Genomic DNA, 25,805 nt, shown 5'->3' with positions numbered 1-25,805 from the left:
TCGACGGCCGCGCGTGCCAATCCCTTTCGCATCGGTTCGCTGAGAGCGTTGACGTCCATGGGCTTGCCGAGGGTGATCCCACCGCGGCGAAGTAGTTCGACGGCTGCTTCGTTGCCCGGTGCCGGTGGGTTTTCGGCCGCCAGATCGGCGATCGTCTGGAAGATCGCCAGATCGCCGTCGTAGTGCGGGCGCTTGCCCAGGTCTGGGACGGTCACCTGGCCGTGTTTGGCCGGATCGCTCCAGTTGGACAAGGCGGTCGTGGTGAACTTCTCTTGCAGCGCATTGACTTCGGCGAGATCGGCGGCGTTGTCGGGCAGCACGCCGATGCGGATCGCGACCATCGCGCTGTTGTTGGGTAGCCGATGCTCGATCACGCCGGGCGGTAGTTCGCCGTGCCAGTTCGGTCCTACGAAGGCGTGGTCGCCGCCCTTGCCGCCGGTCGCACGGGTTCCGAGATAGAAGACATTGTTGGTGTAGGCGTCGGCGACCTCGACCGACCAGTATCTGTCCATGATGTCCGGGGCCGTCAGGATCATCGGCTCATCGCGAAGTTCCATCCCCACACCGCTGTAGACGGTGTCGTTGTTCGGCGTGTACGGCATCTTGTCGTCTGCCGTAGCAAGGGTTTTCATGTGGCCGATCTGGTTCAGCGGAGCGGCCGGCGCGTAGGCCTTGGCCTTCTCCAACGCCACCGGATCCAGCCGCAGTGCGCGCTCCCGCTCCGAGATCGTCAGCGGGAGTCCGAACACGTAGTTCTGAATGCCGACCGAGTAGGCCCAGTCCTCCTCGGCCTTGGCGTCCGCTGCCCGAGTGTCCGAACTCTGGGGCGAGGCGTTGTCACTCTGGTGATTCGTGCCGGTCGAACATCCCAGCACCATGGCAGACACCCCCAACAGCACCATCGGTACCCGAACGCAAACCGATAGCCGTCGCAGCGGGCGGGGAAGATCGACGTAGCGTGCATTCATGGGGCAATGATGGCACCACTGAGCGAACTTGTAGCAACACTTGAGGGGTTGAGTTCCGAAGCGGGTCAGCGCTTGCGGGGAAGGACGCCGTCGCGACGGTCGGCGGCCTGCAGTAACAGCAGCACCGCTACCCCGGCGACGACGATCCCGATCAGGTTGACGCCGAGTTGAGCGAGCGAGCTCAGTGCGGCATGCCATTTTCCCGCGAAGGCCGCGACCGCCGCCAATCCGGCGGCCGGCACGGTCGTCACCGAGATGAACACACCCACCAGCACGGCGGAGGTGGAGGTGACCACGGCCAGCATCCCCGCTACACCTGCCAGCAGGGCGACCACCAAGGAGAACGGCCCGACCTGGTAGATGAAGTCGAAGGCGTGGGCGCTCTCGACGTTGCCGACCCCGATCCAACCGAGGCGGACCCACAACAGCGTGGCCAGCACGGTGATCGCCATCGCGGCCGGGAACGAAATGGCCAGGGTGCGTACCGAAGCCCGCACCAGCCGCGCATCGCGGCGCACCAACCCCACCGAAAGCGCTGCCAGCGGCCGGAATTCGGGCCCGACCACCATCGCGCCGACCAAGGTGAGTGGCGACGCTGTCGTCACCCCGACCGCCGACAGCAGGATCGCGATCGTCAGGAACGCGAGGAAGGTGGGCGTGAAGCGGGCCCCTTCGCGCGCCTGCTCGAGCAACTGCTCCCACACCACCGCTTGGTCCGGCGGCCGGGGCGCTGCGGCATCGGCCCGCCGTGCTGAACTGGACAGCATGGTTCCCGTCGGCGCGAACGAAATACTGCCCGTCCGAGCAAGATCCAGAGCGCTCAGCGCGGAGACCACGGTATTGACGGAGCCACGCGCCAGATCGGCTTCGATCACATCGCCGGGCGGATCCACGGCCTCACCGCGCGCGAGCGTCACATGGGTGGCACCGGGTTCCGCGACCAGGATGCGCAGAACGTCGCCGCTCCGCCCACTCGGAGAAACGATGCGCAGATGCAGCACGGTGTGGCCTCCTTCGGCCCGGTGGTGGGCTGAGTCAGCGGCGGAGGCAGCCCGGTTCATTTCCAGCAACCATAGCGGCAGCGGGCCCGAATACCGTCCCGCCCCGGGCCGACGCGCGACGGCCTGCCCCGGTGGGATCGGAGCAGGCCGTCGGGTGAGTGTCGCGGCGTTACTTGGCGATCTTGGCGCGGAAGGGTCCGCCGATGCTGTTGAACAGCAGGTCGCCGTTGGGGAGACCTTCGATGATGGCGTAAGCGCCGTTGCCGAGGTTGGATTGGCCGAAGATGGTGCGGTGCACGGTTTCTCCGGTCTTCCAGTCCAGGCCGGTGACCTCCCAGCCGTCGGCTTTGCTGTAGCCGTTGACGAACACGATCCCGGTGGTGCTGGAGATGGCTGGGACCATGGAGGTCGAGGCGACATCGCCACGTGCCCACACCGAGTTCCAGCGATGCCCGGCGGGGTCCCACTGGAAGCGTTGCATGCCGTGCGGCGGGGGATCGACCGGGCCGTTGGCGAGGACGTCGATAAGCCGGTCGGGTTCGCCGCCGCTACCGATGTTCTGGACCACGAACGCGCCGTACCCGTTGACCACGACCGACTGTTCGGATTGCACGAACTCCGGCAGCGGATCGGGCAGGCCCGCGGTCACCTGGACCTGGTCGGCGATGCGGTTGGACTTGGTGCCCGGCTTCTGCTGGAACCCTTCGGGAATCTTGTTGCGCCAGAACGCGACCAGATGCATCTGGTCCGCGCCGTCGGTGATCACGACCAGCTCGTCGGATTTGCCGTCGAATCCCATCAGGGTGGGGGTCGAGCCGGTGCCGGTGCCGAACTTCACCGCCGGCGGCCGGCGACCGGTGTCATAGGGCGAGGACCACGCGCCGTCGGCTTCGTCGGTCGAGAGTTTCGACCCGGTCCAAACGATCTTGCGCATGATCTTGTTGGAGGCGATGTAGATGCCGTTGTGCTCGTCGATGGACATCGAGTTCGACACGGTCTCGTCGTCACCGAAACGCACCCGCTGCGGGGCGGCGTCGAGGTTGGTGCGGTCGAAGGCCAGCAGCTCACGCGTGGAGCCCACGAGCAGATGCCCGTCGTAGGTCAGATTCACCCCGACCACGTTCTCCGGCAGGCCCGTGGCGGTGGTGCCGGTGCCCAGGAACGGTTTCAGGTCGAGGTGCTTGATCACCTGGACGCCGTCCTCGGGCTTGTCGTTGTTCACGAGCCCGAACACGTACAACTGAGAATCGTTGGTGGTGTAGTAGACGCGATTGTCCTTGTCCACCAGGCTGTAGACGCCGTTGGCGATACGGGTCCAGTTCGCCCCGCCCCAGTCCTGATTCACCGCGTCCTGGATCTGGGCGACGTCGGTGAAGTTCTGATTCAGCACCGCGTCCAAGGCCGGCGCGGGGATCGGCGCTATGCCGGGGGCGTCCATTCCCGCGACTTCCTTGAATCCACTGTTGGAGACGTCGACGTACCGCACGCCCGCGGACGAGGAGATCCACCGATACTTCGGGTCGGTGCCGGCCAGGGTGATGATGCTGACCGGTCCCACCGTGACGCGCGGCATCTGCGCCGGATCGATGTGGAAGGTGCCCCGCGGTACCGGATCGTCGAAGGTGTCGGTCTGGCCCGAGTCCAGGTGGGTGACCGCGTACTTGTCCGCGGCCAGATAGGGATTACGCGCCGGGCCCTGCCCTGCGGCGGCCGCCGGAGAAGAAGTGCCCGACGAGTCGCTGTCACCCGAATCCAAAGAGTTGCTGCTGCAGGACGAAACCGCCAGTGCCGTGGCTAGGGTCACTGCGGCGGCAACGGCGCCCGTGCGCAGATATCGAGTCGAACTCACCGGTGCATCACTCCTGTCCCTCGCGGCCGAAGGGACGCGAACTTGCAGTTGGAAAGCCAGAAACCGCTGCAGCCCGCCCGGCGAGGGCCAACTGCCACAGCCGGTCGAAACGAACAGAAGTCTCCGAGTTCAGCGAACGTAACACGCCTTTTCAGCGGGCCAGGAAATTGATTGCCACTGTGTTGCCAATGGCTCTCGACTCGCTGGGGTGCGTCCGCGAACGCGGGTCTTCCCGGAGTGCACGCCTTTCGGCAATGCAGGATGTTGAGATGTCATGTGGCCGAGGCCATGAACGCCGCGAGGATGTAGTTGGGGTGGCGGTCGAGGTTGGTGCGGGCGCGGTCGTAGCGCATGGTGGTGCGGGGGTCGGCGTGGCGGGCGGCGATCTGGATATCGCGCAGGTCGACTCCGGCGTCGAGCATGGTGGTGACGAAGGTGTGGCGCAGCATGTGCGAATGCATGCGCGGCAGCCGGACCACCGAGACGTCCGCCAGGTGCCGCAAGCGGCGGGTGGCGCAATGGCGGTCCATCCGTCTTCCTCGCAGGTTCAGCAGGATCGGCCCGTGGATTCGGCCGTCGACGGCGCGGTCGATCGCCCGCCCGAGATCGGTGACATCGCACCGGCATGCCTCGCTGATACGCAGGCCGAGCAGTCCGAGCATGGCGACCAGTGCGAAGTCCGGTGGGTTGTCCGAGTCGCGGGAGGCGACGAGCAGGGCTTCGAACTGGAGGTGTGAAAGTCTCAGTGTCGGAGACTCGTTCGACACGCGGGGCCGGCGCACGTACTCGGCGGGTGAGTAGTCGAGCAGGCCATCGATCACGCAGGTGCGATAGAAGCCCGCCACAACCGCCAGGGGTAGCAGTTTCCGCTCGGTGCACCACGAAAAGTACAGGTGTAGATCTGATCTCGTGTGGACGAGCGAGACGATGGAGAATCGTGCCAGGTAGGCCAGCGACGCCAGCCGCAAGACGAGATCATCACCGGCGAAGGAGACGTCCAGGTCGGAGGAGGTACTCATTCCTCACGATTGCCCCGGACCAGCGACCCACCGGAACGCGACACGCGCCGCGCACGGACACCCCCTACACCGCAGCCAAACATCCTGCATTGCCGATTACACGATGGCAGTCGATCACCAGAGGCTGATCCAGCGGACCACCCGAAAAGCGGGTGTGCCGAGCGCGTAACAGTTCAGGATGACTTGTAGAGGCCCGGCGGCGTCGCGATCAGCTGAAGCGGCGGCATTTTGTCGGAGTGTCCGGATGTGGTGGAGCAAAACTGGAAGGGGCCGTCCGGGTCGAACAGCATGCTCATATGCGGATCGGCGTGGTCGAGAAACCACACGCTCAAACCCGTTCTGCTATCGATCCGATAATGCTCCCACGCCCGCCACATAGCATCCAGTCGCGCGACGGCCTCAGCGTGCAACCACCACTGCGGACACCACACTCGACGGCCCTTATCGACTTCTCGTCGGTACAGAAGACTGAGATAGTTCTCCACGAATTCAACGACAGATCCGTACACCGACGGAAGGTTGCTAGGCTCCACAGAACATTGAACATACTCGGCCGCAAGGGGTTCGGCGCGCCTGGATCAGGCCGACCGCATAGTCCGATACCGGCTCGAACGGTTGCCCTCGACGTCTCGCGCCGGCGCGAGACGGGCATCAATTCACGGCTCCCGTACTGCGGGCTCGAAGGGCAATTGGCCCGCGGTCATCGCGGTGTGCCGAACGCACTATTCGGCCGATTACCGGATATCTCTCCACCTAAATACGTTGTCGTACATGGTCATTAGACCAGCGCTAGGCTTCGCTTGTCGGCCAACTACCAGGAGGCGATGGAATGGTGGGAAAGGAATGCTCGCAGGAACCTGACACCGCAGAAGGCGACGCCGATAGGGAGCCTGATCAAGAGCCGGACGTCGCTTCTGAGGCAGGGAATGCGGCTAACCCAACCACGAAATTCGGGGAGTTCGACTGGCAAGGAACGATGCGCGACAGCTGAGTTGTCGGCTCCCGATATATGGCGGCCGGACCCGTCCGTCCGCTGTTGCCGCGACCCGGGCGGTTCGGGCTGGTTGGGGCTTGTCTTTGCCGACTGTCCGGGATCTTCACCCCTACGCTGATGCTCTGTCAGATGCACGTTTCTCGAGGTGGTGGAACGAGGTAGTCATGGCAGGCAAGTTCGAATTGTTCGCCGACGCGGCCGACAAGTTCCGGTGGCGGCTCAAAGCAGGCAATGGTGAGGTCATCGCACAAAGTCAGGCGTATGCCAGCAAGGACGCCGCGAAGAAGGGCATCGCCTCGGTGCAGACCAACGCCGCCGGCGCGGCCGTGGTCGATCTGACCGAGGCGAAGTAGATCCGATCCATCGATGCCCCGATCGGCTGGGCTGATCGGGGCATCGATCTCTATCGGCCAGCGCGCGTGTGTCGAGTTCCCGCGGTTCGTCGCAACGGCGGCATCGTGAAGGATGGCTCCCTCACCCGACCTCGATGTCACCTTCGCCGGTGACGACCTCGTGCTCCGGCTGGCCGCCCTCGCCTACCTCGCCCGCTTCTCCGCGGTCTCGCGCATCCACACCAAATCCGATCTGCGCCTGTACTTCTCCTGGTGCACCGACCAGCAACTCACCCCACTCGCGGTCGCCCGCACCGAGGTCGAACGCTATATGCGGTGGATGCAGGAAGTTCGCCGCTTCAAACCCGCGACCGTCGCCCGCCGCCTGGCCGTCATCGCGGGCTTCTACCGCACCTGCGTCATCGACGGCGTCTTGGACCGTTCCCCAGCCGAGTACGTGCGCCGGCCCCGGGTGTCGAACGAGTCACCGACACTGGGACTTTCGCATCTGCAGTTCGAGGCGCTGCTGTGTGCGGCCCGCGACTCGGAAAACCCACCGGACTTCGCACTGGTCGCGATGCTGGGACTGCTCGGATTGCGGATCAGCGAGGCGTGCCGCTGCGACATCGACGATATCGGTGAGGAACACGGCCACCGCGTGCTGCGCACCGTCGGCAAAGGCACGAAGATCGCGCTCGTGCCGCTGCCGCCCGCAGTTGGACGCGCCGTCGACCGCGCCGTGGAGAACCGGATCCGCGGGCCGATCCTGCTCAACCTCCGGGGCCGGCGCATGGACCGGCACTGCGCGACCCGGCGTTTGCGGCGCCTGGCCGAGCACTCGGTGGTGCGGCTGCCGAATCTGCACCCGCACATGCTGCGCCATACCTTCGTCACCACCATGCTCGACGCCGGGGTCGATCTGCGCGATGTCCAGATCGCCGCCCGCCACGCCGACCCGCGCACCACGATGCGCTACGACCGGGCTCGCACCAACCTCGACCGGCATCCGAACTACATCCTGGCGGCCTACATGGCCTCAGCCACATGACATCTCAACCATCCGCACATGCCGAATGTCGGCAGAGCAGCTGCGTGATAATCCGTTCTCACACAGGGCCTGACCCGTAGGGTGGTTGCCGCAGCGGACCAGCGATAGAAGGGGTGCATTATGGCAGACGACTCTAAGGACGACTGGGCTGTACTCGAGGCCCGTAGATACATCCTCTTACAGATCCTGATGGCGTTTCCCCGGCAGGCTGATCCGAATGCCGTGGCAGAGGCGTTGTACGTAAAAGCCCGGGGCGACACAGCACTCCTTCAGCTAATCGAGCAGGACTTGTCCGCTGATGTCGTTGCCGCACTACAGCGGATCGCGAATGAGGCACCCACTATTTGATCTTCGGGGCCCTTCGGTAGGCGCGACTCGACGGCCCGCGAACGCGCTACATTGCCGCTTACGGGTCGGTCCGGAGCGGCCGGCACGGTCCTGCTGAAGATCGAACGCCCCGAGATCACCGGGGCGTTCGTATGTCTGGAACGTCCGCAACTGCCGAATTGAGGGCGGTTAAGTCGTACGTGGGCATTGTCGCTGCCCTACCGTCGGGATTATCCAATTCGTACTTACCTTGAGTCGTTGGCGCGGGTGCGACGCAGCTCGAAGGCGGCGAATGCTTGTCGCCCGTCGATCGACACGTCGGTCATATCGACCGTGGACGGGTTGTCGAACCCGCTCAGATTCAACTCGTCGACCGTAACAACCTTCGAAAAGTAGTCCTCAAGGAAAGAATCGATGACAATTGTTTCCGACCCGATCCTTCGTGAGGTACTGACGAACCGCGCCGCGATATTCTGCTGAGAGATCCCGCTGCCCAGTAGATTTGCTCGAAGCTGTGCCCACATTGCATCGTCCATGACTCGTATGAACGACAGAACCTGCTCCTCGAACGGTACATCCGGCAGGCTCAGGTCTCGCATGCATGCGTGCACTACACGATCACGGATAACACCGACAGCGACCGACAGCCGATCGTCGGAGGCCGCTTCCACGACGCGGATATGGGTCAGTACCGGTGCCGTCTGAATCAGACCGAACTCGTCGCAGTAGTCGGTGAGGATGTGGCGAGCTTCCTCCTCCGATGCTGCTGTCGCCACTGAGTGAGTGAGAATGCTGAAGACGACCGAACCCCAGCCGTAGTAGTAGTCCATCGGATGCAGGTTGGTCAGGCGCCGTGCGACCCAGCGGGCGGCTTCCGCGCTGGCCGCCGAGGGGGATCCTTCGACGACATCGAGGTTCTTGGACAGTTTCGTCATCAGTCTGCGCCATTGAGGGCCACGCTCAGTAAGGTGTTCGCTGATGATCGAGTCCTCCTCAAGTCCGCCGCGCCAGACAAGATTTCGGAATGCTTCGCGGACGTCCACATCGCTCAGGTCGTCCTCGGGTATCGCAAATTGGAAGTAGCGGGCGAAGTAATCCGGATCACCAATCCGGCAAGCAGCGGTTCGTTCTGTCCACACCGCACCTTGGACGTGAGGCAGGCCTGGGAACATCGCGACCAACATCCGATAGACCGCAACCACGGACTCACCGTTGCTGCCCGGGGCGAGGGTAGTGCCGACTCGGCCGAGCCACGCCTCGGCGTCGCTCGCAGGCCGGCGCTGAGGGTTGAGTAGCATCTGCCGCCACGTCTGGATCCGCTCATAGAGGTCGGGGTAGTTCAACCGGATGTAGGTGAGGACCGCTGCGTCGAACAGATCGATTTCACCCGGGCCAACGGTCGAACACAACACATCGGTCTGAAGGCAAAGCTGTTTGACGCTCCGCAGAGTCAAACTGTCCGGGTCAGGCAGCACATCGATCAACTGCTCGATCGCATACCTTGTGGCCGGGGCATCGAGGTCGAGCGCGAGATTCCCAGAAACGGTCGAAATCCCCTCTGTCAGTTCGGCTTCGATATGCACTCGTTGGATCGGGGGGAGAACAAACGGATACTGGACGATCTTCTCCAGGTATCGATGGGCCCGGTCCCGGTTGTCTCGTGCCAATTCCGAAGAGGTCAGTAGGTCCAGCACCGTGGTCTTGTCGTAGGCCAGAAGATAGTGCACGTTCGGGAAGCGCCCGAGTAGCCGGACCGCCTTCATCACAGCCAAGAGCTCGTCGGTGTGCAGTCGATCAAGGTCGTCTACGACGACTAGTACCCGCGTATCGGCGTTCTTGATGGCGGTGGAGATCTTGTCGAATCTGACCTGGAAAGGGTCCTCAGATGTCTTTGCTGTGCCGAGCTGATCGGCCAGCGCGTCTGTACCTGCCTGCCACGCAGCGTCGAGTCCGCCGGGCGCAAACTTATCGACGACCGCGGCGGCTAGAGCTTTACCGACCGCGTTTGCCACAGGTGCTGCCGCCTTCAGCAGACTCCTTGCATCGGTGGCCTTTTCTGGTAGGGCCGATGCGATCGCGGTGTAGAACTCGGTAATGAGAGAGTCGATGTCCGATGAGGCCCATGGCGTGAAATGCGCAACCGACCAATGATTTTCGGTGTCTGCTGAGTCCTTGGTCAGAGCTTCGCCGATCATACTCAGCATCGAGGTCTTGCCGCTTCCCCACGGCCCCGCCAATCCGAACACGACACTGGGCCCCGCGCCGGTTCTGGCGATGCGTTGCGCGATTCGGTTCGCAAGCTGGGCCCGCGCGAGGCGGTCCTGGCTCATCTTTTCGATCGGTGTATCGCTACCGTTCTCACGGCCTGACGACTCGGCGCTCATAAGGCAACGATCGTACTGGTCGACGTCAGACACGTGCGTAATCGTCAGCGGTACAGGCGGTCCGGCGTACATCGCCGCCGATCGCCAGCGTCGCTCTGCCCGCGATTCCCCGTGACTGCGGCTACTTGCTGCCGCCCTTCACCAACGGATCTGATGCTTGAATTGCACGGCGACACGGTGCCGGACCGTAACGCTTTGCACTAGAGCAGCAGGCTGTGTGACAGCAGTTCAAAACGTCCTGCATTGCCGCGTGGCGCGCGGTTCGAACCGGCCGTGCCAGGAGCGTGCGCGACCGGCGATACGCCGACTTCCGAGGGGCCTTCCCTGGCTGCCCGAACACGCTCAGGGCCGGGGACGGCCCCTGACAACCTGTGCGGCGCCGAATTTTTGGTGTTTTCTTGGAATGGGGTCCGATCCAGCGGCAGAACGAAATAATCCCCCGACCAGATCGCCTGGTCAGGGGATTATTTTTGTGCGCCATCAGGGACTTGAACCCCGAACCCGCTGATTAAGAGTCAGCTGCTCTGCCAATTGAGCTAATGGCGCGTGCGACTTCGTCGCGGGAAGGAACTTTAGCAGGGGTGGGGGTGGGATCGGGAATCGGCTGGTGAGGGGGTTGGGCGGGGGTCAGCGGGGTGGGGTGAGGGCTTTGCGGAGCAGGTCGGCGAGGTGTTGTTGTTCTTCGGGGGTCAGATTGGCGACCGCCCGGCGGGGGAAGGCGAAGGAGTTCTCGAACGCGTCGTTGACGGTGTCGCCCTCGGGGGTGCGCTGGATGCGGCGGAAGCGGCGGTCGGCCGGATCGGGTTGGCGCAGGACCAGGGAACGCGCCTCGAGGCGGGTGACGATCTGGGTGATGTTGGAGGCGTCGCAGCCGAGTTCCTCGGCCAGTTCGCCCATGCCGCGGGGGGTTCCGACCCGGCCGAGGACGCAGGCGTGGGCCATGCTCATGCCCTGCTCGTGGGCGGCGTCCTCGAAGGCGTGGTTGTAGGCGTCCACGAATTCGAACATCACGCCTTCGAGGTCGGTGGACGAGCTCACGGGACCTGCGGGAACTGCCATGCCGAAATTCTAGGGGACGGTTCCGACGAGGTACTTGATTGGATCAAGCATCAATGCCACGATGATGCTTGATCCAATCAAGTAGTTGCGCGACCGGATGGGCGCGTGACTCGATCACACGAGGAGTCCCTGGTGAGCACTCTGTTCGAGCCGGTGTCGATCGGTCGGTTGCGGCTGCCGAGCCGTCTGGTGATGGCGCCGATGACCCGCAACCGGGCCACCCCGGAGGGGCTCGTCACCGAGCTCACCGCCGAGTACTACACGCAGCGCGCGAGCGCCGGCCTGATCATCAGCGAGAGCATCCAGCCCAGCGTCATCGGCCAGGGCTACTTCCTGACCCCGGGCCTGCACAACGAGGCCCAGACCGAGGCCTGGCGCCAGGTCACCGACGCCGTGCACCGGGCGGGCGGCCGGATCATCGCGCAGCTGACCCACTGCGGCCGCATCGGCCACCCCATGCTGTACCCGGACGCCGCGCTGCCTCTGGCCCCGTCGGCGGTGGTCTCCGGTGAGCAGCTGTTCACTCCCGACGGCATGATCGACCACCCGGAACCCCGGGAGATGACCACCGAGGACATCACCACCACCATCGCCGACTTCGCCGCCGCCGCGCGCAACGCCATCGCGGCCGGCTTCGACGGCGTCGAGATCCACGGCGCCAACGGCTATCTGCTGCACCAGTTCCTGGCCGACAACACCAATCTGCGCACCGACGACTACGGCGGCTCGATCGCCCACCGCATCCGCTTCGTCACCGAGGTGGTGGCCGCGGTCGCCGAGGTCATCGGCGCCGACCGCACCGGTATCCGCCTCTCGCCCGGCAACCCGTTCAACCACATCGTGGAGGCCGACCAGGCCCCGCTGTACCTCGAGCTGCTGACCGCACTGTCCGACCTGGACATCGCCTACGCGCACATCATGGAGGGCGGCGACCGCGAGCTGACCACCAAGCTGCGCGCGGCCTTCGCCAACACCATCATCCTCAACCCGCACGCCACCCCCGAGGCGTTCCCCGCGACGGTCGACGCCGCCGCGGAAGCGCTGGAATCCGGTGTGGCGGACGCGGTCGCGCTGGCCACCCTGTGGCTGGCCAACCCCGACCTGGACGCTCGCATCAAGGCCGGTGGCCCCTTCAACACCCCCGACCCGGCCACCTTCTACGGCGGCGACCACGTCGGCTACACCGACTACCCGACCCTGGGCTGAGCCCGAATGAACCATCCGAGACTCGGAATGCCCACGGGCAGTGGGGTGTTGACCGTCACGGATCGAACCGACCCACATCTCGCAAGGAGACCGCATGTCCGCTTCCGCGCCGCTCATCGACCCCGACACCGACTTCGGCGCCCTGGTCACCAAACGTCTGGCGGAGGATGGCATCGTCTGGCTGACCACCGTGAGCCCCAGCGGTACGCCCCAGCCCAATCCGGTCTGGTTCCAGTGGGCCAATGGTGAATTCCTCATCTTCACCCAGCCGGGCACACCCAAACTCCGCAATATCGCCGCCGACCCGCGGGTGTCGTTGAACCTCAACAGCACCGCGAGCGGCGGCGAGGTAGTGGTCTTCAACGGCCCCGCCCGCGTCGACACCGCCGAGCCGACCCCCGCCGAGCTCGACGCCTACGTCGAGAAGTACGCCAAGGGACTGGTCGAGATCGGCATGACCCGCGACGAGTTCTTCGCCGACTATTCCGTCCCGGTCCGCATCACCCCGGACCGCCTGCGCGGCTTCTGAACTCCCGAACGAACGAGAACGCCCCGGCAGTCGGACTGCCGGGGCGTTCGTCGTGTTATCGATCAGCGGCGGGAGAGCCCCGCCTCGATGGCGGCGATGATGCGCGGGCGCATCTCGACGGTGCTGATGATGGCGTCCACCGAACCCACCTCGACGGCACGCTGGATGTTGTGCACGCGGTCGAACTCCGCGGCCACCTCACCCAGCTTCTCCGCCCGCACCGAGGAGCGCAGTTCGTCGCGTTCCGCGGTCAGGGTGGCGCGGTCGGTGCCGGAGGCGTTGGCCGCGCGCAGCTCGAAGTCGCGCACCCGCGGGTCGGACTCGGTGCGCGCGTTGACCTCGCCCGAGAACACGACCGCCGCGGCGGGGGCGCCGCCCAGCACGGAGGCGAACGAGCCCTCCAGCGCCAGCACGGTCATGCTCGGGTTCAGCGTCTTCGAGAACACCACGAAGGCGCCGCCGTGGTAGCGGGAGATCACGCAGAACACGATCGGGCCGTCGAAATTGACGATGGCCCGGCCGATCTCGGCGCCGTACTCCAGCTGCACCTTGCGCATCGACTCCGGCGAGCCGTCGAAGCCGGACAGGTTGGCCAGCACCACCAGCGGGCGGTTGCCGCTGGCCGCGTTGATCGCCCGCGCCGCCTTCTTCGACGACTGCGGGAAAAGCGTTCCCGCCGTGTAGGTGTCGGGTCCGTCGGTGGCGGGGAAGCCGCGCCGCCCCACGCTCTTGGACTCGATACCCAACAGGCACACCGGGATTCCGCCCAGCCGCGCGTCGAAGACGACGGAGGTCTCGGCGTCGGCCATACCCGCCCACCGCTCCAACACCTCGTGGTCCTGGTCGGCCAGCGCGCGCATCACGGTGCGAATGTCGAACGGCTTCTTGCGATCCGGGTTGGCGGCGGTGGAGAAGATCTCCCCGACCGTCGCGAAATCGCTGCCGTCGAGCACGTGCGGGAAGTCGGAGACATCGCGGTCGACCGGGTCGGCGGTCTTGCCGCGGCGCGGTCCGTCCTCACCGGGCACCACGTACGAGAAGTCGTAGTGGGCCATCAGGATGTCCCGCGCGGCAAGCAGATTCGGGGCCCAGTACTGGGCCTGGCCGTTGGGGCCCATCACGCGGTCGTAGCCGCCGATGCCGAAGTTGTCCTCCGCCGAGACCGCGCCGGAGAAGTCCAGCGCCTGCTTGCCGGTCAGCACCATCGCCGACTCCGGCGTCATCACCAGGATGCCCTTGGTGTGCATGAGCATGGTCGCCTCGGCGTTCCAGTACGGCTGCGCACCGACATTGATGCCGTTGACCACGATATTGATCTCGCCGCCGGCCTGGGTGAACTCGACGATCCGCTTGAGCGCGGCCGCCACCCAGTCCATGTTCTCGGTGCCCGACTTCATCGAGATGCGGGCGCCCGAGGACAGCGCGTACCACTCCAGCGGCACCCGCAGCGACTCGGCCAGATCGATGGCCGCGATCACCCGGCGGCACTCCGGCTCCGACAGCGCGCCCAGCGATTTCGTCGGGTCGCCCAGCAGGGCGACCCGCATGACACCGGCCGGATGCTGCGGGGTCGGGGTGGTGACCACACCGGCCACCAGCGCCGCGCTGTTGCGGCCCTTGGGCCGGTCCACCGGCACCAGGGTGTTGGCGTCGTCGAGGTCGTACTCGGTGAAATCGCCCAGCAGACCGGTCAATTCGTACGGGTAGACGGTGTTGCGGCTGCCCGCGCGCAGCACCTTCTGCCGGTACTCGTCGAGCGGCTCGACCGCGTCGTCGGTGCGCTCGCCGACGCTCACCTGGACGCCGCCGGTCGCGTCGAAGGACACGCGCACCGCGATCTTCTCCAGCTGACCGGTCTGCGGATCGCGCTGGCGGGCGATGAGCAGGATCTCCTCGAGGCCCGCGCCCGCGGTCATCGGCAGCACGTGCCCGGCGATCACCGTCTCCAGCTCGCTGCGGGTCACATCGACCACCGGCCAGATGTACATGACGATCCGGTTGGTGTTGAACCGCTTGTTCGACGGCCGCTGCGCCTGGGCGCGGCGGATGGAGTCGAGGCAGGTGGCGATGGTGCTCTCCGCGGTGGGCAGCACCAGCAGGCGGCCGTCGTGCTCGCGCAGCGCGGCCAGGTCACGCACCTGCGCGAACGCGATCAGGCGGTCGTCGGCCGGGTTCTCCTTGGCCACCGCGCGGAACAGGTACACCTCTTCGTCGTCCGAGGACGGCAGGCGGGTGAGGTCGAACTTGCGCAGCCGCTTCATCTGCATGCGCTGGGCGATGTACGGGTGCAGACCGCGGATCAGTCGTTCCTCCGACATCCCGGTGGTCGCGGGCCGGAAGGTGAAGTGGTGGTGCATGACCGCGCCACCGCTGCCTGCCACCGTGCAGGTGATTCGGTGCACCTGACTCGGAAGCGGCTGTCCGGCGAGCGCTTCCTGCAGCGCCACCGCCATCGCCTCGAAGTCCTCGGGCTGCTTCTCCCAGCTGAGGTAGATGTCGGCCTCGACCGAGGACGAGTCCCGGGCCACCTCGGCCAGCCCGCGCAGCACCAGATCGAGCGAATCGAAGCTCACCGCCGCCGACACCAGGTTCACGCCCCGGCGTTCGGCGATGACGAAACGCTGCCCGTTCGACTCCTCGGTCCGCACATCGGTGAGGTCCTTGTTGCCGTAGTAGCGCCGCGTCAGCACCTCCAGCATGGCGGTGTTGTCGGTGCTGCCGCGCACCAGCCGCTGACCCAGCAGCCGCACCAGCGGTTCGGTGGCCCGCACCATGTCCGCGATGCGGTCGGCGCGCTCGGCCGTATCCGGCTGGGCGTCAAGGAAACTCAGGTGCTTGCGCACGGTGGTGTACACCCGGGCGCGGTTGCGGCGCAGCAGCGGGTGGGCGTACCAGGCGTAGGCCACGCCACGCGCGAGATCGGCCAGACCCGGGAACCGGAACTGCGTCGCGGTCACCAGGCGTTCCAGCGCCAGACCGGCGGGCTCGCGCAACGCGCGATCCGGCACCGGCTCGCTCAGCCACTCGCGCAGCAGCGCGGTGATGACGGTGACCGTTCCGGCCGGGCGCTGCTGGGCCAGGAAGATGCGGAAGACCGCGGCCTCCAGGTCGGGCGAGCGATCCAGCTCGGCGACACCGTAGTGCGCGAACGCCGCGCTCAGATCCGCCCGATACGACTCCGGCAGCCCGGCCCGCTCCACATCGAGGCTCTGCATGTAGCTGTGGAAGAACTCGCGGGCGCTGTGCACGTGGCCCTGCGCGCCGTTGTCCTCCCAGGACCGGTTGTGGCTGAGCTCGGCCAGATCCGCGAACAGCTGCACGAGTTCGACTTCCTCGGCCAGCGGCCGGCGGTTGTCGGCGACGGCCGCCCGGCGCACGGCCAGGTAGTCGTCGAGCACCCGCTGCTCGTCGTGCGGGTCCACGTCGAAGCCCAGCAGCAGGCTGCGCAGATCCTGCAGGCTGCGGGTCAGGCCCTCGTGCGGCAGGACCGGAGCGGGCGCGCCCGGCAGGTCCAGCTCGACGGTGGCGGCGGGAGCGGCGTCCTCGGCCTCGGTGTCGTCGGCGAGCGGTTCCAGTCGCAGCAGCGGCGCGCCGGTCTCCACCTGGGAGCCGACCGCGACCGCGCTCTCCTTGAGCCGGGCCCGGAACGGCGCGCGCAGGACGGTTTCCATCTTCATGGACTCCAGCACCAGCACCGGCGCGCCCGCCTCGACCTCGTCGCCGACGGCCAGCGGGGTGGCGACCACCAGCGCCGGGGCGGGGGAGCGGACCACGCCGCCCTCGTCGCGGCTGATCCGGTGCGTCACGCCCTCGACATCGACCAGCGTCACCGGTCCGTGGGTGCCGGTGACGACCCGGAAGCGGCTGCCGTTCACCACGATCTGACCGGTGTGCCGGTCGAACCGCTCCAGATCCACATCGGCCGAACGCATATCGCCGCCCGCCTCGATGCCGATCCGGAAGCGGTGCGCGCCGATCCGGGCGACCCGCACCCGGTAGGCGGCGCCGCGCAGCTTCAGGTCGTGCGGGCGGCCGCTCTCGTGCTGCACCTGCGGACGGCCGCCGGCGGCGGTGGACAGCAGGCGCTCACGCTCGGCGCGCTCTTCCTCCTCGTAGGCGTCGATGGCGGCCACGGCCACCGCGATCGCCGAATGCCGGTGCGACACCAGGCGGCCCTGCGCGCGGACGCGGTCGATCCAGCCGGTGTCGGCGCTGCCGTCGATCACCTCGGGCTGCTCGAGCAGATCGAGCACGAAACTCTTGTTGGTGGAACCGCCTTCGATGACCACGCGGGTCTGCGACATGGCCCGGCGCAGACGGCCCAGCGCCTCGTCGCGGTCGCGCCCGTAGGCGATGATCTTGGCGATCATGGAGTCGAAGTCGGCGGGGATCGTATCGCCCTCGCTGACACCGGTATCCACGCGAATGCCGGGTCCGGCGGGCAGATCCAGGCGGGCGATCCGGCCCGGGGCGGGCGCGAAGTCGCGGTCGGGGTCCTCGGCGTTGAGCCGGGCCTCGATGGCATGGCCGCGCTCGGCGGGCGGCTGACCCTCGAGCTTGCCGCCGGAGGCCACGTGCAACTGCGCGCGCACCAGGTCGAAACCGGTGGTGGCCTCGGTGATCGGGTGCTCCACCTGCAGGCGGGTGTTGACCTCGAGGAAGGCGAACAGCTCGTCGCCCGGGTGGTACAGGAATTCGACGGTCGCCGCGCCGCGGTACCCGACCGCGACGGCCAGCCGCTCGGCGGAGGCCTTCAGCTCGGCGGCCTGCTCGGGGCGCAGCACCGGCGAGGCCGACTCCTCGATGACCTTCTGGTTGCGCCGCTGCACCGAGCAGTCGCGCACGCCCAGCGCCCACGCGGTGCCCTGACCGTCGGCGATCACCTGCACCTCGACGTGGCGGGCGCCGGTGACCAGACGCTCCAGGAACACCACGCCGCTGCCGAAGGCGCGCGCGGCCTCCTGCCGGGTCCGCTCGTAGGCGTCGACCAGCTCGTCGGCAGTGGTGATCATGCGGATACCGCGGCCGCCACCACCGGCGGTGGCCTTCAGCATCAGCGGGTAGCCGATGTCCTCGGCCGCGGCCAGGGCGGCCTCGACGGTCTCGACGCCGCCGCGACTCCACGGCGCGACGGGCACGCCGACCTCCTCGGCGATCAGCTTCGCGCCGATCTTGTCACCGAGCTTGCGCATGGCGTCGGGGCTGGGACCGATGAAGGTCACCCCGATCTGCTCGCACAGTTCGGCGAAGGCCGGATCCTCGGCCACGAATCCCCAACCGACCCACGCCGAATCGGCGTTGGTCGCCTTGAGCGCCTGCTCGAGCGCCTTCAGGTCCAGGTACGGGCGCGCCGCGGCGGGCCCGAGGTCATACGCGATATCGGCCTCACGGACGAAGGTCGCGTTGCGATCCACATCGGTGTGCAACGCGATCGTCTGGATCTGCCGGCCGGTCTCGGCCGCCAGATCCCGCACGGCGTGAATGAGGCGTACCGCGGCTTCACCGCGGTTCACAATGGCAATACGGCTGAACACCCGTCAGCTCCTTTATGTTGCGAAGGCCCGGTCGGGCAGCGTTTGGACTGCCGGTCACCGGTAGTGTGCACGTCTGCTGCTCTCGATACCACCGCGGTAGGGGGTTACTCGTACGTATCGTGGGCAAAGCGTCATCCGGGGGCCGTGACTGTGGGAGGCGATCAGAGTGTCCGACATCCTCGACGTACTGCATTCGCGGTGGGCGGAATCCGCCGCGGAGGCCCTCCTGACCGGGGAAGAGCATCCGACGCTGACCCTCACCACCCACGAAGTGGTGGACCTGATCGACCAGATCGCCGCCCTCCGCCACGCGGTCGCCGCCGCCGCCGCGTCCTTCGAACGGATCCGGGTGGCGCTCGACCAGCACACCGCGCACCCCGAGGCCCAGGCCCGCCAGGCCGCCAGCATCGCGCGGTACGCCGCCGACACCCTGGCGCGCCGCGATCGGGACGTCGCGTGAACCGACCGCCACCACCCGCGCCCGGACCCCGCCCGGTGACGAGAACGACTGAACCCCAACCCGATCCGACGCCCGGGGAGTGCGTCGCCGAGCATGGGATGCAGGCGAAAACAAACGAAGCCCCTGACCGGATTGCCTGGTCAGGGGCTTCGTATTGTGCGCCATCAGGGACTCGAACCCCGAACCCGCTGATTAAGAGTCAGCTGCTCTGCCAATTGAGCTAATGGCGCGTGTTTTACTCCGCCGGGAGTCTCGGGCTTTCGCTCCGGGCTCTCTGCGGTGCGGATAGAACATTAACAGGGATGGTCGCGGAAAGTGAAATCGCCCCATTGAGCTGGTGGTTTGTCGAGTTGTCGATGGTTGTTAACGCGGCGGGGGCGATCTCGGATGTTGTGGGGGAAGCCTTTGGAGGGTGGCCGGCTGCGCGCCGAGACGTGAAGTGGGGTTGCGATGGGTGAGAGGCAAGGCGGGCGACGGACCGGAAAGCTGCTGGGGGCCGGGGTGGTGTTGTCCGTCGTGGCGTTGGCACTGGTCGGATGTTCCTCGGGCGGTAGCGGCCAGTCGTCGTCGGTGGCAATCGATTCCAACCCGATCGGCGAGCTGATGAAGCCGAAGCTGATCTCCCCGGTGAAGGACGGCGACAAGGGCGTGGCGCCCGGCGAGCTGAACCTGAAGGTGGAGGACGGCAAGTTCACCGCTGTGGTGCTGAGCAATCCGGACGGCAAGCAGGTGCCGGGTCAGCTCGCGGCCGACGGCCGCTCGTGGAAGTTGGCCGAGCAGCTGGGATTCGGGCGCACCTACAAGCTGGCGGTCGAGGCCATCGGCTTGGGCGGAGCGACCACCTCGGTGATGAGTTTCACCACGATCTCGCCGAACAACCGCACTCACCCGTATCTGCTGCCCGCCGAGAACGAGGTGGTCGGCATCGGTCAGCCGGTGGCCGTGCAGTTCGACGAGAACATCCCGGACCGCAAGGCCGCCCAGAACGCGATCAAGATCACCACGACGCCGGCCGTCGAGGGCGCGTTCTACTGGGTCAACAATCGTGAGGTGCGCTGGCGGCCGCAGAACTTCTGGGCCCCGGGCACCAAGGTCGACATCGCGGTCAACGCCTACGGCCACGACCTGGGCGGCGGCCTGGTCGGCGACAGCGATATCCACTCCAGCTTCACCATCGGCGACGCCACCGTCTTCACCTCCGACGACAACACCAAGATCGTCACGGTGGAACGCAACGGTCAGGTGATCAAGACCATGCCCACCTCCATGGGCAAGGACTCCACCCCCACCGACAACGGCGTCTACATCGTCGGGGACAAGTTCGACCGCATCATCATGGACTCCTCCACCTACGGCGTCGCGGTGAACTCGCCCAACGGCTACAAGACGCCGGTGGACTGGGCGACCCGAATCTCGTACTCGGGCATCTTCTTCCACTCGGCCCCGTGGTCGGTGGGCGCGCAGGGCTATTCGAACACCAGCCACGGCTGCCTGAACCTCAGCCCGGCCGACGCGAAATGGGTGTACGACAACGTCAAACGCGGTGACATCACCATCGTGAAGAACACCGTCGGCGGCACCCTGTCCGGTGTGGACGGGCTGGGCGACTGGAACATTCCGTGGGAGCAGTGGAAGGCGGGCAACGCCGACCGCGGCTGACCGCGGGGGTCACGGATACGGCAGAAGGGGCATCAGCTGTGCGCTGATGCCCCTTCGACCATGCTCGACAGTGGGAGTCGGACTCAGCCGATCTGGCCCGGACCGTCGGGGCTGCAGCCCAGGGCCGCCAGGCCGGACAGCGCGGAGGCGGTGCCCATGACGGTGCAGGTGCCGGGTTCGGCGGAGTTGGTGTTCGACGACCCGAGCGCCCCGCCCAGCTTGAAGCCGGAGGAACCGGTGACCAGGGACTCGATCGGGCTGTTCGGCGCGGGGTCCTTGGTGGTGGGGCAGGGGGTGGTGGTCGTGGCCGTCGCGACGCCCGCGTTCGCGGTGCAGCCCGGCGTGGTGCCCGGCGTGGTGGTGCCCGGCGTCGTCGTGGTCGGCGTGGTCGTGGTCGGCGACGTGGTCGACGGCGTGGTCGTGGTGGCGTCGACGAGGGCGATTTCCGCCATGGCGGCGGGCGCGGCGGGCAGGAGCGCCGCAACGGCTAGCAAAGTGGTTACGGCGTAACGGTTCACGTGCGAAAATCCTTCGGATCGAGCGTGGTCGGGGCCCCGACTCCCCAGATGGTCCTGAGCAGTCTACGAAGATCGCGTGACCTGCGCCGCAAAATGCGACACACTGACGTTTCTCTCACATTCCGACGCGCGCCACCGCGCGCACCGGAGCCCCGTCCGCCCCGGACAGCCGCAAGGGGAACAGCGACACTTCCACCCGCTGACCGGCCTCCTGTTCCGCCAGCACCGCCGCCAGACCGGTCAGATTCTCCGCGATCACGGCATGCGCCCCGCACAGGATCCGATGCACCGGAATCTCCTCGGCCGGGGTCGGGTCCACACTGAGCGCGTCGATGCCGACCGTCCGCACCCCGGCCGCGACCAGGTACTCGGCGGCCGCCACGGTCAGATGCGGATGATTCAGGTACTCGTGCGTGCCCCAGTGCTCCGACCATCCGGTCGCCACGAGCACGATCACGCCCGCCGACACCCGCCCCTCGAAGTATGCGCGCCCGATCGACCCGCCCGCGCCGGCCGCCCGCGCGTCCACCACCACCGCCGGTCCGGTGAACCGTTCCAGCGGCAGCTCGTCGAGGGCGGGCAGGGCGTCGTCGATGTGCAGCGGCGCGTCCACATGGGTGCCGGTCTGCGATCCCATGTCCAGATGCAGCACATTGACACCATCGGCGGCCACGGTCAGCGCGGGCCGCACCGTCACCTCGGGGTCGCCCGGATACACCGGCATACCGGACCGGATCGGCACCGAGAGGTCGAGGATGCGCATGGTCGCCTGCCTGTCCATGGGTTTCGGGCGGTCGGTGGACTCAGCCGTGTTCGGGGGCGGTGGCGCGCAAGAGCCAGCAGGCGGCGGTGAAGCGGGCCTCGCCGTCGCGCACGAAGGGGTCGAAGGCCGCGCGGACCACGTCGACGACCTTCGCGCGGGTGTCATCGTCCACCTCGAGCAGGGCCAATCCAACCGGTCCCAATCGGGAGACGTATCCGGTCAGTGCGGATTCGGGCATCGCGCATTCGGCGTCGATCGGGGTGATGTCGATATCGGTCCAGCCGCCGTCGGCCAGGATCCCGGCCACCCGGTCGCGGTCGGCGAACCCGAATTGCCCTGGGGCGCCGGGGATCCGGGGCCCGAGATCGGGGAGCAGCGGTGCGGCCGCGTCCTCCGCGGCGGTGAAGAACGGATTCTCGGCGGCGTCGCGCCACACGACACACGCCAGCCGGCCGCCGGGCCGGGTGGCGTGGCGCAAGTTCGCGAACGCGGCCACCGGGTCGGCGAAGAACATCACCCCGAAGCGGGACAGGACGAGATCGTAGACCGCGGGGTCGAAGGTATGGGATTGGGCGTCGGCGCAGACGAAATCCACCGGCAGGCCCGCCCGTTCGGCATTGGCGCGGGCCGCCTCGAGCATCGGCTCGGCGATATCGACGCCGGTGCAGCGCGCGCCCGTCGCGCGGGCCACGGCCAGGGTGGTGCCGCCGGTGCCGCAGCCGACGTCCAGGACTCGCCGCGCGCCGTCGGCGCGCGCGGTCTCGACCAGCACGTCCTCGAGCGGCCGGAGCACCTGGCCGATCAGGTCCTGGAACTCGACCCAGGCATTGCCGGAGGTGGCCCAGCGGTCGGATTGGTCCTTGTCGAGCGGTGTCGTCATGATCGCTGTCCTTCATCGGGAACGGGCGGAGAACTACACTGTCTCAATTCAAGCCGACTTGAGGTCAAGTCCGAGGATAGCCCTATGACCAGCCTGGATATCGCCGAAGTGGTGCGCCGAACGGGCGTGCCCGCATCGACGCTGCGCTACTACGAGGAACGCGGCCTGATCGCCTCCACCGGCCGCCGCGGGCTGCGCCGCCAGTTCGACAGCTCGGTGCTCGAGCAGCTGGCCCTCATCTCGCTGGGCCGCACCGCCGGATTCTCCCTCGACGACATCGTGCTGGTCTTCGGCCCACAGGGTGAACTGCGGGTGGACCGGGCCCTGCTCACCGGCAAGGCCGACGAAGTGGACCGCACCATCACGCGATTGACCGCGGTCCGCGACGGTCTGCGGCACGCCGCCGCCTGCCCCGCCCCGAGTCACGCCGAATGCCCGAGCTTCCGGCGCATCCTGCTGGGCGTGATACGGGGCGAGATCGATGTCGGCGATGCGATGGCCGGTCCGAAATGATTGCGTGACACCTCATTTCGCGCGCTCAGCGCACCGCGCTCACGGCTCTTTTCGCGAGCGCGGCCACCAGCGGATTGTCGTAGGCCGCGTCCTTGTCCGGTTTGGCGGTGAGCACCACGATCACCAGTGGCGCGGACCCGTCGGCGGGCCAGGTGACGGCGGCGTCATTGGCGGTGCCGTAATCGCCGGAACCGGTCTTGTCGCCGGTCTTCCAGCCCGCGGGCAGTCCGGCGCGGATGCGGGCGTCGCCGGTGGTGTTGGCGAGCAGCCACGCGGTCAGCTGTTGGCGTTCGGGATCGGGCAGGACATCGCCGACCACCAGCCGCTGGTAGTCCTTGGCCAGGGCGGCCGGGGTGGTGGTGTCGCGCTCGTCGCCCGGGATGTCGGTGTTGAGCTCGGGTTCCCAGCGGTCGCCGCGGGTCTTGTCGTCGCCGAGCGATCGCAGGAATGTGGTCAAACCCGTTGGCCCGCCTAGTAATTCGAGCAGCTGGTTGCCCGCCGTATTGTCGCTGCGGGTGATGGCGGCGTCGCAGAGTTCGCTCACCGTCATCCCCGTGTCCACCCGGGTGCTGGTGACCGGGGAGCCCGTCACCACCTTGTCCGCGCCGAAATGGATGACCTGGTCGAAGAATCCGCTGGCCAGGGGGTGCTGACGCAGCAGCGCGCCGCAGGCCAGGCCCTTGAAGGTGGAATTGAAGGTGAAGCGTTCGTCCTGCCGGTAGCCGACGGTCTTGCCGGTGCCGGTGTCGATCACGAAGACGCCGGCCCGCGCGCCGTGCTGCTGCTCGAGGGTTCGCAGGGCGGCGTCGCCGGGCGCGGCCGTGGTCGGCGATTCGCCGTGGGCGGCTTCGCCTTTCGAGTCGGTTCCGCAGGCGGCCAGCAGCGGCGTGAGCACGAGCAGTGATGCCAGGGCGCGGTATTTCAGGGTCGGCAAAACAAGCCTCTCAATCGGTTCGAGCGGTGTGGAGTGTCGTGGCTGGTCAGCGCGGGGCGCGCAGCATGCGGCCCGCGGCCTGCACGGCCGGGTCGGAACTGCCCGCGTCGCTGACGAAGACGGCGAAGGCGAGATCTCCGTCGATGCCGACGAACCAGCCGTGCGCGTGCTTGTCGTCGATGTATTCGGCGGTGCCGGTCTTGCCGAGCAGGCCGGGAATATCGCGCAGCGCGGTGGCGGTGCCGCCGGTGATCGTCTCGCGCATCATGGATTTCACCTGATCGGCGATGCCGGGCGGCAGCGCCGGGGGCTGCCGGTCGGGTTTACCGGGATGACCCTGCACGAGCGTCGGCGGTGTGACCGAGCCGTGCGCGAGGGATGCCGCCAGCAGCGCCATGCCGAACGGCGACGCGGTCACCGTGCCCTGCCCGATGCCCTCCTCCACCCGCAGCGCCGGCGTGTCGGCGGTGGGCACCTTGCCGGTGACGGTGGTCAATCCCGGTGTCACATAGTCGATGCCGAGTCCGAGCTGCGCGGCGGCATTGGTCAACCCGTCCGGCGGCAGCTGTACCGCCAGCCGTCCCATGGTGGTGTTGCAGGACCGCGCGAAGGCGGTGTGCAGCGGCACCTGGCCGAGGTCGAAGTTGTTGTCGTTGGGGATCTCCCGGCCCTCGATGTTCTCCCTGCCGGGGCAGGCGACGGTGGCGTCCGGGGTGACCTGACCGGCCTGGAGGGCGGCCGACACGGTGACGGTCTTGAAGGTGGAGCCCGGCGGATACAGCCCGGTCAACCCGATCGGGCCCTGCGCGTCCGCGGGCGCGTTCTGCGCCATGGCCAGCACGTCACCGGTGGCGGGCCGCAGCGCGACGATGGCCGCCGGGGTGGTGATCGGCGCCAGCGCCGCCTCGGCCGCGCGTTGCAGGCCGACGTCGAGGGTGGTGCGAATATCGGTGACCGGCTTGGGATCCGGGCCGCCGACCCGCTGGGTGCCGTCGCCGCCCTGGGCGCGGACCGCCCACCCGGCGGCGGCGTCGGCTTGCTGCTGCCACAGATCCGACAGGCCGGAGAAGGTCGGCGAGGACAGGGCCTTGTCGACGGCCAGGAGCCGGGTCTGCTGCGCGGTCGTCACGTTCGCGAGTGTGGTGAGCGCGGATTGCACGGTGGCGTAATCGGATTCGCGGAGGATGACCGCGGTGACCGGCTTCCCCTGCGCCGCGGTCAGGTCCGATCGCAGGCTCTCGGCCGTGATGTCGGGCGCGACCGGCCGCAGGGCCGCCGCGACGGCCTCGAGGTCCGCGCCGGGCGCGACGTTCACCAGTGTCACCACCTGCTGGGTGAGCAGCGGGCCGCCGGTGCTGTCGAGGATCCGGGCCGGATCGGGGTAGGCGACGGCGTAGGACAGCGGGCCGATGTTCAGGCCCGGCGCGACGGTGGCCGGGTCCCAGTGGATCTTCCAGTCACCGCCGGAGCGTTCGGCGCGGCCCGCGGTGGTGTAGGTCCACTCGTTCTTGCCGTCCTTGCCCAGCTTCCAGGTGGCGGAGAGGGTGAAGGTGCCGCTGTCATCGGTCTTCTCGACCTTGCTCGCCTCGAAGCGCACCTGTTTGCCGAGGTTGTCGTACAGCGTCCCCAGGGTGGTCGAGGCGGCGGCGGGGTCGCTGGTGGCGGTCGCCGCGGCCGGGACGTCGTCGCGGGTCAGCGCGTCGGCGAAGGCATCGACGGTCTTGGACAATCCGGATGTGGAATCCGACCCGGAGCACGCGGTCGCCGCCACCAGCACGGCCGCGACACAGACGCCGGTGCGTGCCCTCCTGCTGAAAGCTGCCATGAC

At 67.2% G+C, this 25,805-nt stretch carries 21 protein-coding genes and 2 tRNA genes; 8 read left to right on the top strand and 15 right to left on the bottom strand.

From position 1 onward, the window contains the following. The 5 genes from ACWELJ_RS11350 to ACWELJ_RS11330 all read right to left on the bottom strand — a co-directional run. On the bottom strand, positions 1 to 968 hold a 968-nt coding region (locus tag ACWELJ_RS11350), incomplete at its 3' end, for a DUF1254 domain-containing protein (protein ID WP_452366058.1). Positions 969 to 1,033: 65 nt separating this feature from the next. Continuing rightward, on the bottom strand, positions 1,034 to 1,969 hold the full coding sequence (locus ACWELJ_RS11345; protein WP_452366057.1) for a DUF389 domain-containing protein: 936 nt from the start codon (positions 1,967 to 1,969) through the stop codon (positions 1,034 to 1,036). A 169-nt stretch (positions 1,970 to 2,138) separates the two neighbouring features. Further along, complete coding sequence (locus tag ACWELJ_RS11340; protein WP_452366056.1) at positions 2,139 to 3,818, bottom strand: hypothetical protein; 1,680 nt, start codon at positions 3,816 to 3,818, stop codon at positions 2,139 to 2,141. A 272-nt stretch (positions 3,819 to 4,090) separates the two neighbouring features. After that, positions 4,091 to 4,837, bottom strand: a complete 747-nt coding sequence (locus ACWELJ_RS11335) for a tyrosine-type recombinase/integrase (protein ID WP_452366055.1) — start codon at positions 4,835 to 4,837, stop codon at positions 4,091 to 4,093. A gap of 173 nt (positions 4,838 to 5,010) precedes the next feature. Continuing rightward, entirely contained in the window at positions 5,011 to 5,346 is a 336-nt protein-coding gene (locus tag ACWELJ_RS11330; RefSeq protein WP_452366054.1) for a DUF4913 domain-containing protein, read from the bottom strand. Between the two features lie 649 nt (positions 5,347 to 5,995). Between ACWELJ_RS11330 and ACWELJ_RS11325 the strand changes: the two genes are divergently transcribed. The 3 genes from ACWELJ_RS11325 to ACWELJ_RS11315 all read left to right on the top strand — a co-directional run bounded on the left by ACWELJ_RS11325 (position 5,996) and on the right by ACWELJ_RS11315 (position 7,559). Further along, the gene (locus ACWELJ_RS11325; RefSeq protein ID WP_452366053.1) at positions 5,996 to 6,184 is read left to right on the top strand and encodes a YegP family protein; all 189 of its coding nucleotides are present in this window, start codon (positions 5,996 to 5,998) and stop codon (positions 6,182 to 6,184) included. 112 nt (positions 6,185 to 6,296) lie between these two features. Further along, positions 6,297 to 7,211, top strand: coding sequence for a tyrosine-type recombinase/integrase (locus ACWELJ_RS11320; protein ID WP_452366052.1), 915 nt, complete (start codon positions 6,297 to 6,299; stop codon positions 7,209 to 7,211). 120 nt (positions 7,212 to 7,331) lie between these two features. Further along, a complete protein-coding gene (locus ACWELJ_RS11315; protein WP_452366051.1) occupies positions 7,332 to 7,559 on the top strand; it encodes a hypothetical protein in 228 nt (75 codons plus the stop codon). Between the two features lie 224 nt (positions 7,560 to 7,783). Here the strand turns inward: ACWELJ_RS11315 and ACWELJ_RS11310 are convergent, their stop codons facing one another. The 3 genes from ACWELJ_RS11310 to ACWELJ_RS11300 form a co-directional block, all read right to left on the bottom strand. Further along, positions 7,784 to 9,955, bottom strand: a complete 2,172-nt coding sequence (locus ACWELJ_RS11310) for a KAP family P-loop NTPase fold protein (RefSeq protein ID WP_452366050.1) — start codon at positions 9,953 to 9,955, stop codon at positions 7,784 to 7,786. 440 nt (positions 9,956 to 10,395) lie between these two features. After that, positions 10,396 to 10,468, bottom strand: a tRNA-Lys gene (locus ACWELJ_RS11305). Between the two features lie 81 nt (positions 10,469 to 10,549). Next, on the bottom strand, positions 10,550 to 10,981 hold the full coding sequence (locus ACWELJ_RS11300) for a MarR family winged helix-turn-helix transcriptional regulator (RefSeq protein ID WP_452366049.1): 432 nt from the start codon (positions 10,979 to 10,981) through the stop codon (positions 10,550 to 10,552). A 132-nt stretch (positions 10,982 to 11,113) separates the two neighbouring features. Here ACWELJ_RS11300 and ACWELJ_RS11295 point away from each other — a divergent pair, with 132 nt between their 5' ends. Next, a complete protein-coding gene (locus tag ACWELJ_RS11295) occupies positions 11,114 to 12,187 on the top strand; it encodes an alkene reductase (protein ID WP_452366048.1) in 1,074 nt (357 codons plus the stop codon). 94 nt (positions 12,188 to 12,281) lie between these two features. Next, positions 12,282 to 12,716: a TIGR03667 family PPOX class F420-dependent oxidoreductase gene (locus ACWELJ_RS11290; RefSeq protein WP_452366047.1), complete on the top strand. Its 435-nt coding sequence runs from the start codon at positions 12,282 to 12,284 to the stop codon at positions 12,714 to 12,716. A 62-nt stretch (positions 12,717 to 12,778) separates the two neighbouring features. On the opposite strand, the gene ACWELJ_RS11285 is transcribed toward ACWELJ_RS11290, so the two are convergent. Further along, positions 12,779 to 18,250 carry an ATP-binding protein gene (locus ACWELJ_RS11285; RefSeq protein WP_452366046.1) on the bottom strand — a complete coding sequence of 1,824 codons (5,472 nt, stop codon included), beginning with the start codon at positions 18,248 to 18,250 and terminating at the stop codon, positions 12,779 to 12,781. A gap of 166 nt (positions 18,251 to 18,416) precedes the next feature. Here ACWELJ_RS11285 and ACWELJ_RS11280 point away from each other — a divergent pair, with 166 nt between their 5' ends. After that, positions 18,417 to 18,710 carry a hypothetical protein gene (locus tag ACWELJ_RS11280; RefSeq protein ID WP_452366045.1) on the top strand — a complete coding sequence of 98 codons (294 nt, stop codon included), beginning with the start codon at positions 18,417 to 18,419 and terminating at the stop codon, positions 18,708 to 18,710. 157 nt (positions 18,711 to 18,867) lie between these two features. Here ACWELJ_RS11280 and ACWELJ_RS11275 read toward each other — a convergent pair. Further along, a tRNA-Lys gene (locus ACWELJ_RS11275) sits at positions 18,868 to 18,940 on the bottom strand. A gap of 220 nt (positions 18,941 to 19,160) precedes the next feature. On the opposite strand from ACWELJ_RS11275, the gene ACWELJ_RS11270 reads away from it, so the two are divergent. Beyond that, complete coding sequence (locus tag ACWELJ_RS11270) at positions 19,161 to 20,369, top strand: L,D-transpeptidase (RefSeq protein WP_452366044.1); 1,209 nt, start codon at positions 19,161 to 19,163, stop codon at positions 20,367 to 20,369. A gap of 83 nt (positions 20,370 to 20,452) precedes the next feature. Here the strand turns inward: ACWELJ_RS11270 and ACWELJ_RS11265 are convergent, their stop codons facing one another. The 3 genes from ACWELJ_RS11265 to ACWELJ_RS11255 form a co-directional block, all read right to left on the bottom strand. Next, positions 20,453 to 20,887: a hypothetical protein gene (locus ACWELJ_RS11265; RefSeq protein ID WP_452366043.1), complete on the bottom strand. Its 435-nt coding sequence runs from the start codon at positions 20,885 to 20,887 to the stop codon at positions 20,453 to 20,455. 115 nt (positions 20,888 to 21,002) lie between these two features. Next, complete coding sequence (locus tag ACWELJ_RS11260) at positions 21,003 to 21,650, bottom strand: cyclase family protein (RefSeq protein ID WP_452366042.1); 648 nt, start codon at positions 21,648 to 21,650, stop codon at positions 21,003 to 21,005. Between the two features lie 40 nt (positions 21,651 to 21,690). After that, positions 21,691 to 22,530, bottom strand: a complete 840-nt coding sequence (locus tag ACWELJ_RS11255) for a class I SAM-dependent methyltransferase (protein ID WP_452366041.1) — start codon at positions 22,528 to 22,530, stop codon at positions 21,691 to 21,693. 84 nt (positions 22,531 to 22,614) lie between these two features. Here ACWELJ_RS11255 and ACWELJ_RS11250 point away from each other — a divergent pair, with 84 nt between their 5' ends. Continuing rightward, the gene (locus tag ACWELJ_RS11250; protein ID WP_452366040.1) at positions 22,615 to 23,043 is read left to right on the top strand and encodes a helix-turn-helix domain-containing protein; all 429 of its coding nucleotides are present in this window, start codon (positions 22,615 to 22,617) and stop codon (positions 23,041 to 23,043) included. Positions 23,044 to 23,068: 25 nt separating this feature from the next. On the opposite strand, the gene bla is transcribed toward ACWELJ_RS11250, so the two are convergent. Next, positions 23,069 to 23,977 (bottom strand): class A beta-lactamase, encoded by a 909-nt coding sequence (gene bla, locus ACWELJ_RS11245; protein WP_452366039.1) that lies wholly within the window; start codon positions 23,975 to 23,977, stop codon positions 23,069 to 23,071. A gap of 46 nt (positions 23,978 to 24,023) precedes the next feature. After that, positions 24,024 to 25,802, bottom strand: coding sequence for a penicillin-binding transpeptidase domain-containing protein (locus ACWELJ_RS11240; RefSeq protein WP_452366038.1), 1,779 nt, complete (start codon positions 25,800 to 25,802; stop codon positions 24,024 to 24,026). Positions 25,803 to 25,805 lie beyond the last annotated feature (3 nt).

Source organism: Nocardia sp. NPDC004582 (assembly GCF_053602115.1).
This window is presented reverse-complemented; position numbering and strand designations above follow the sequence as displayed.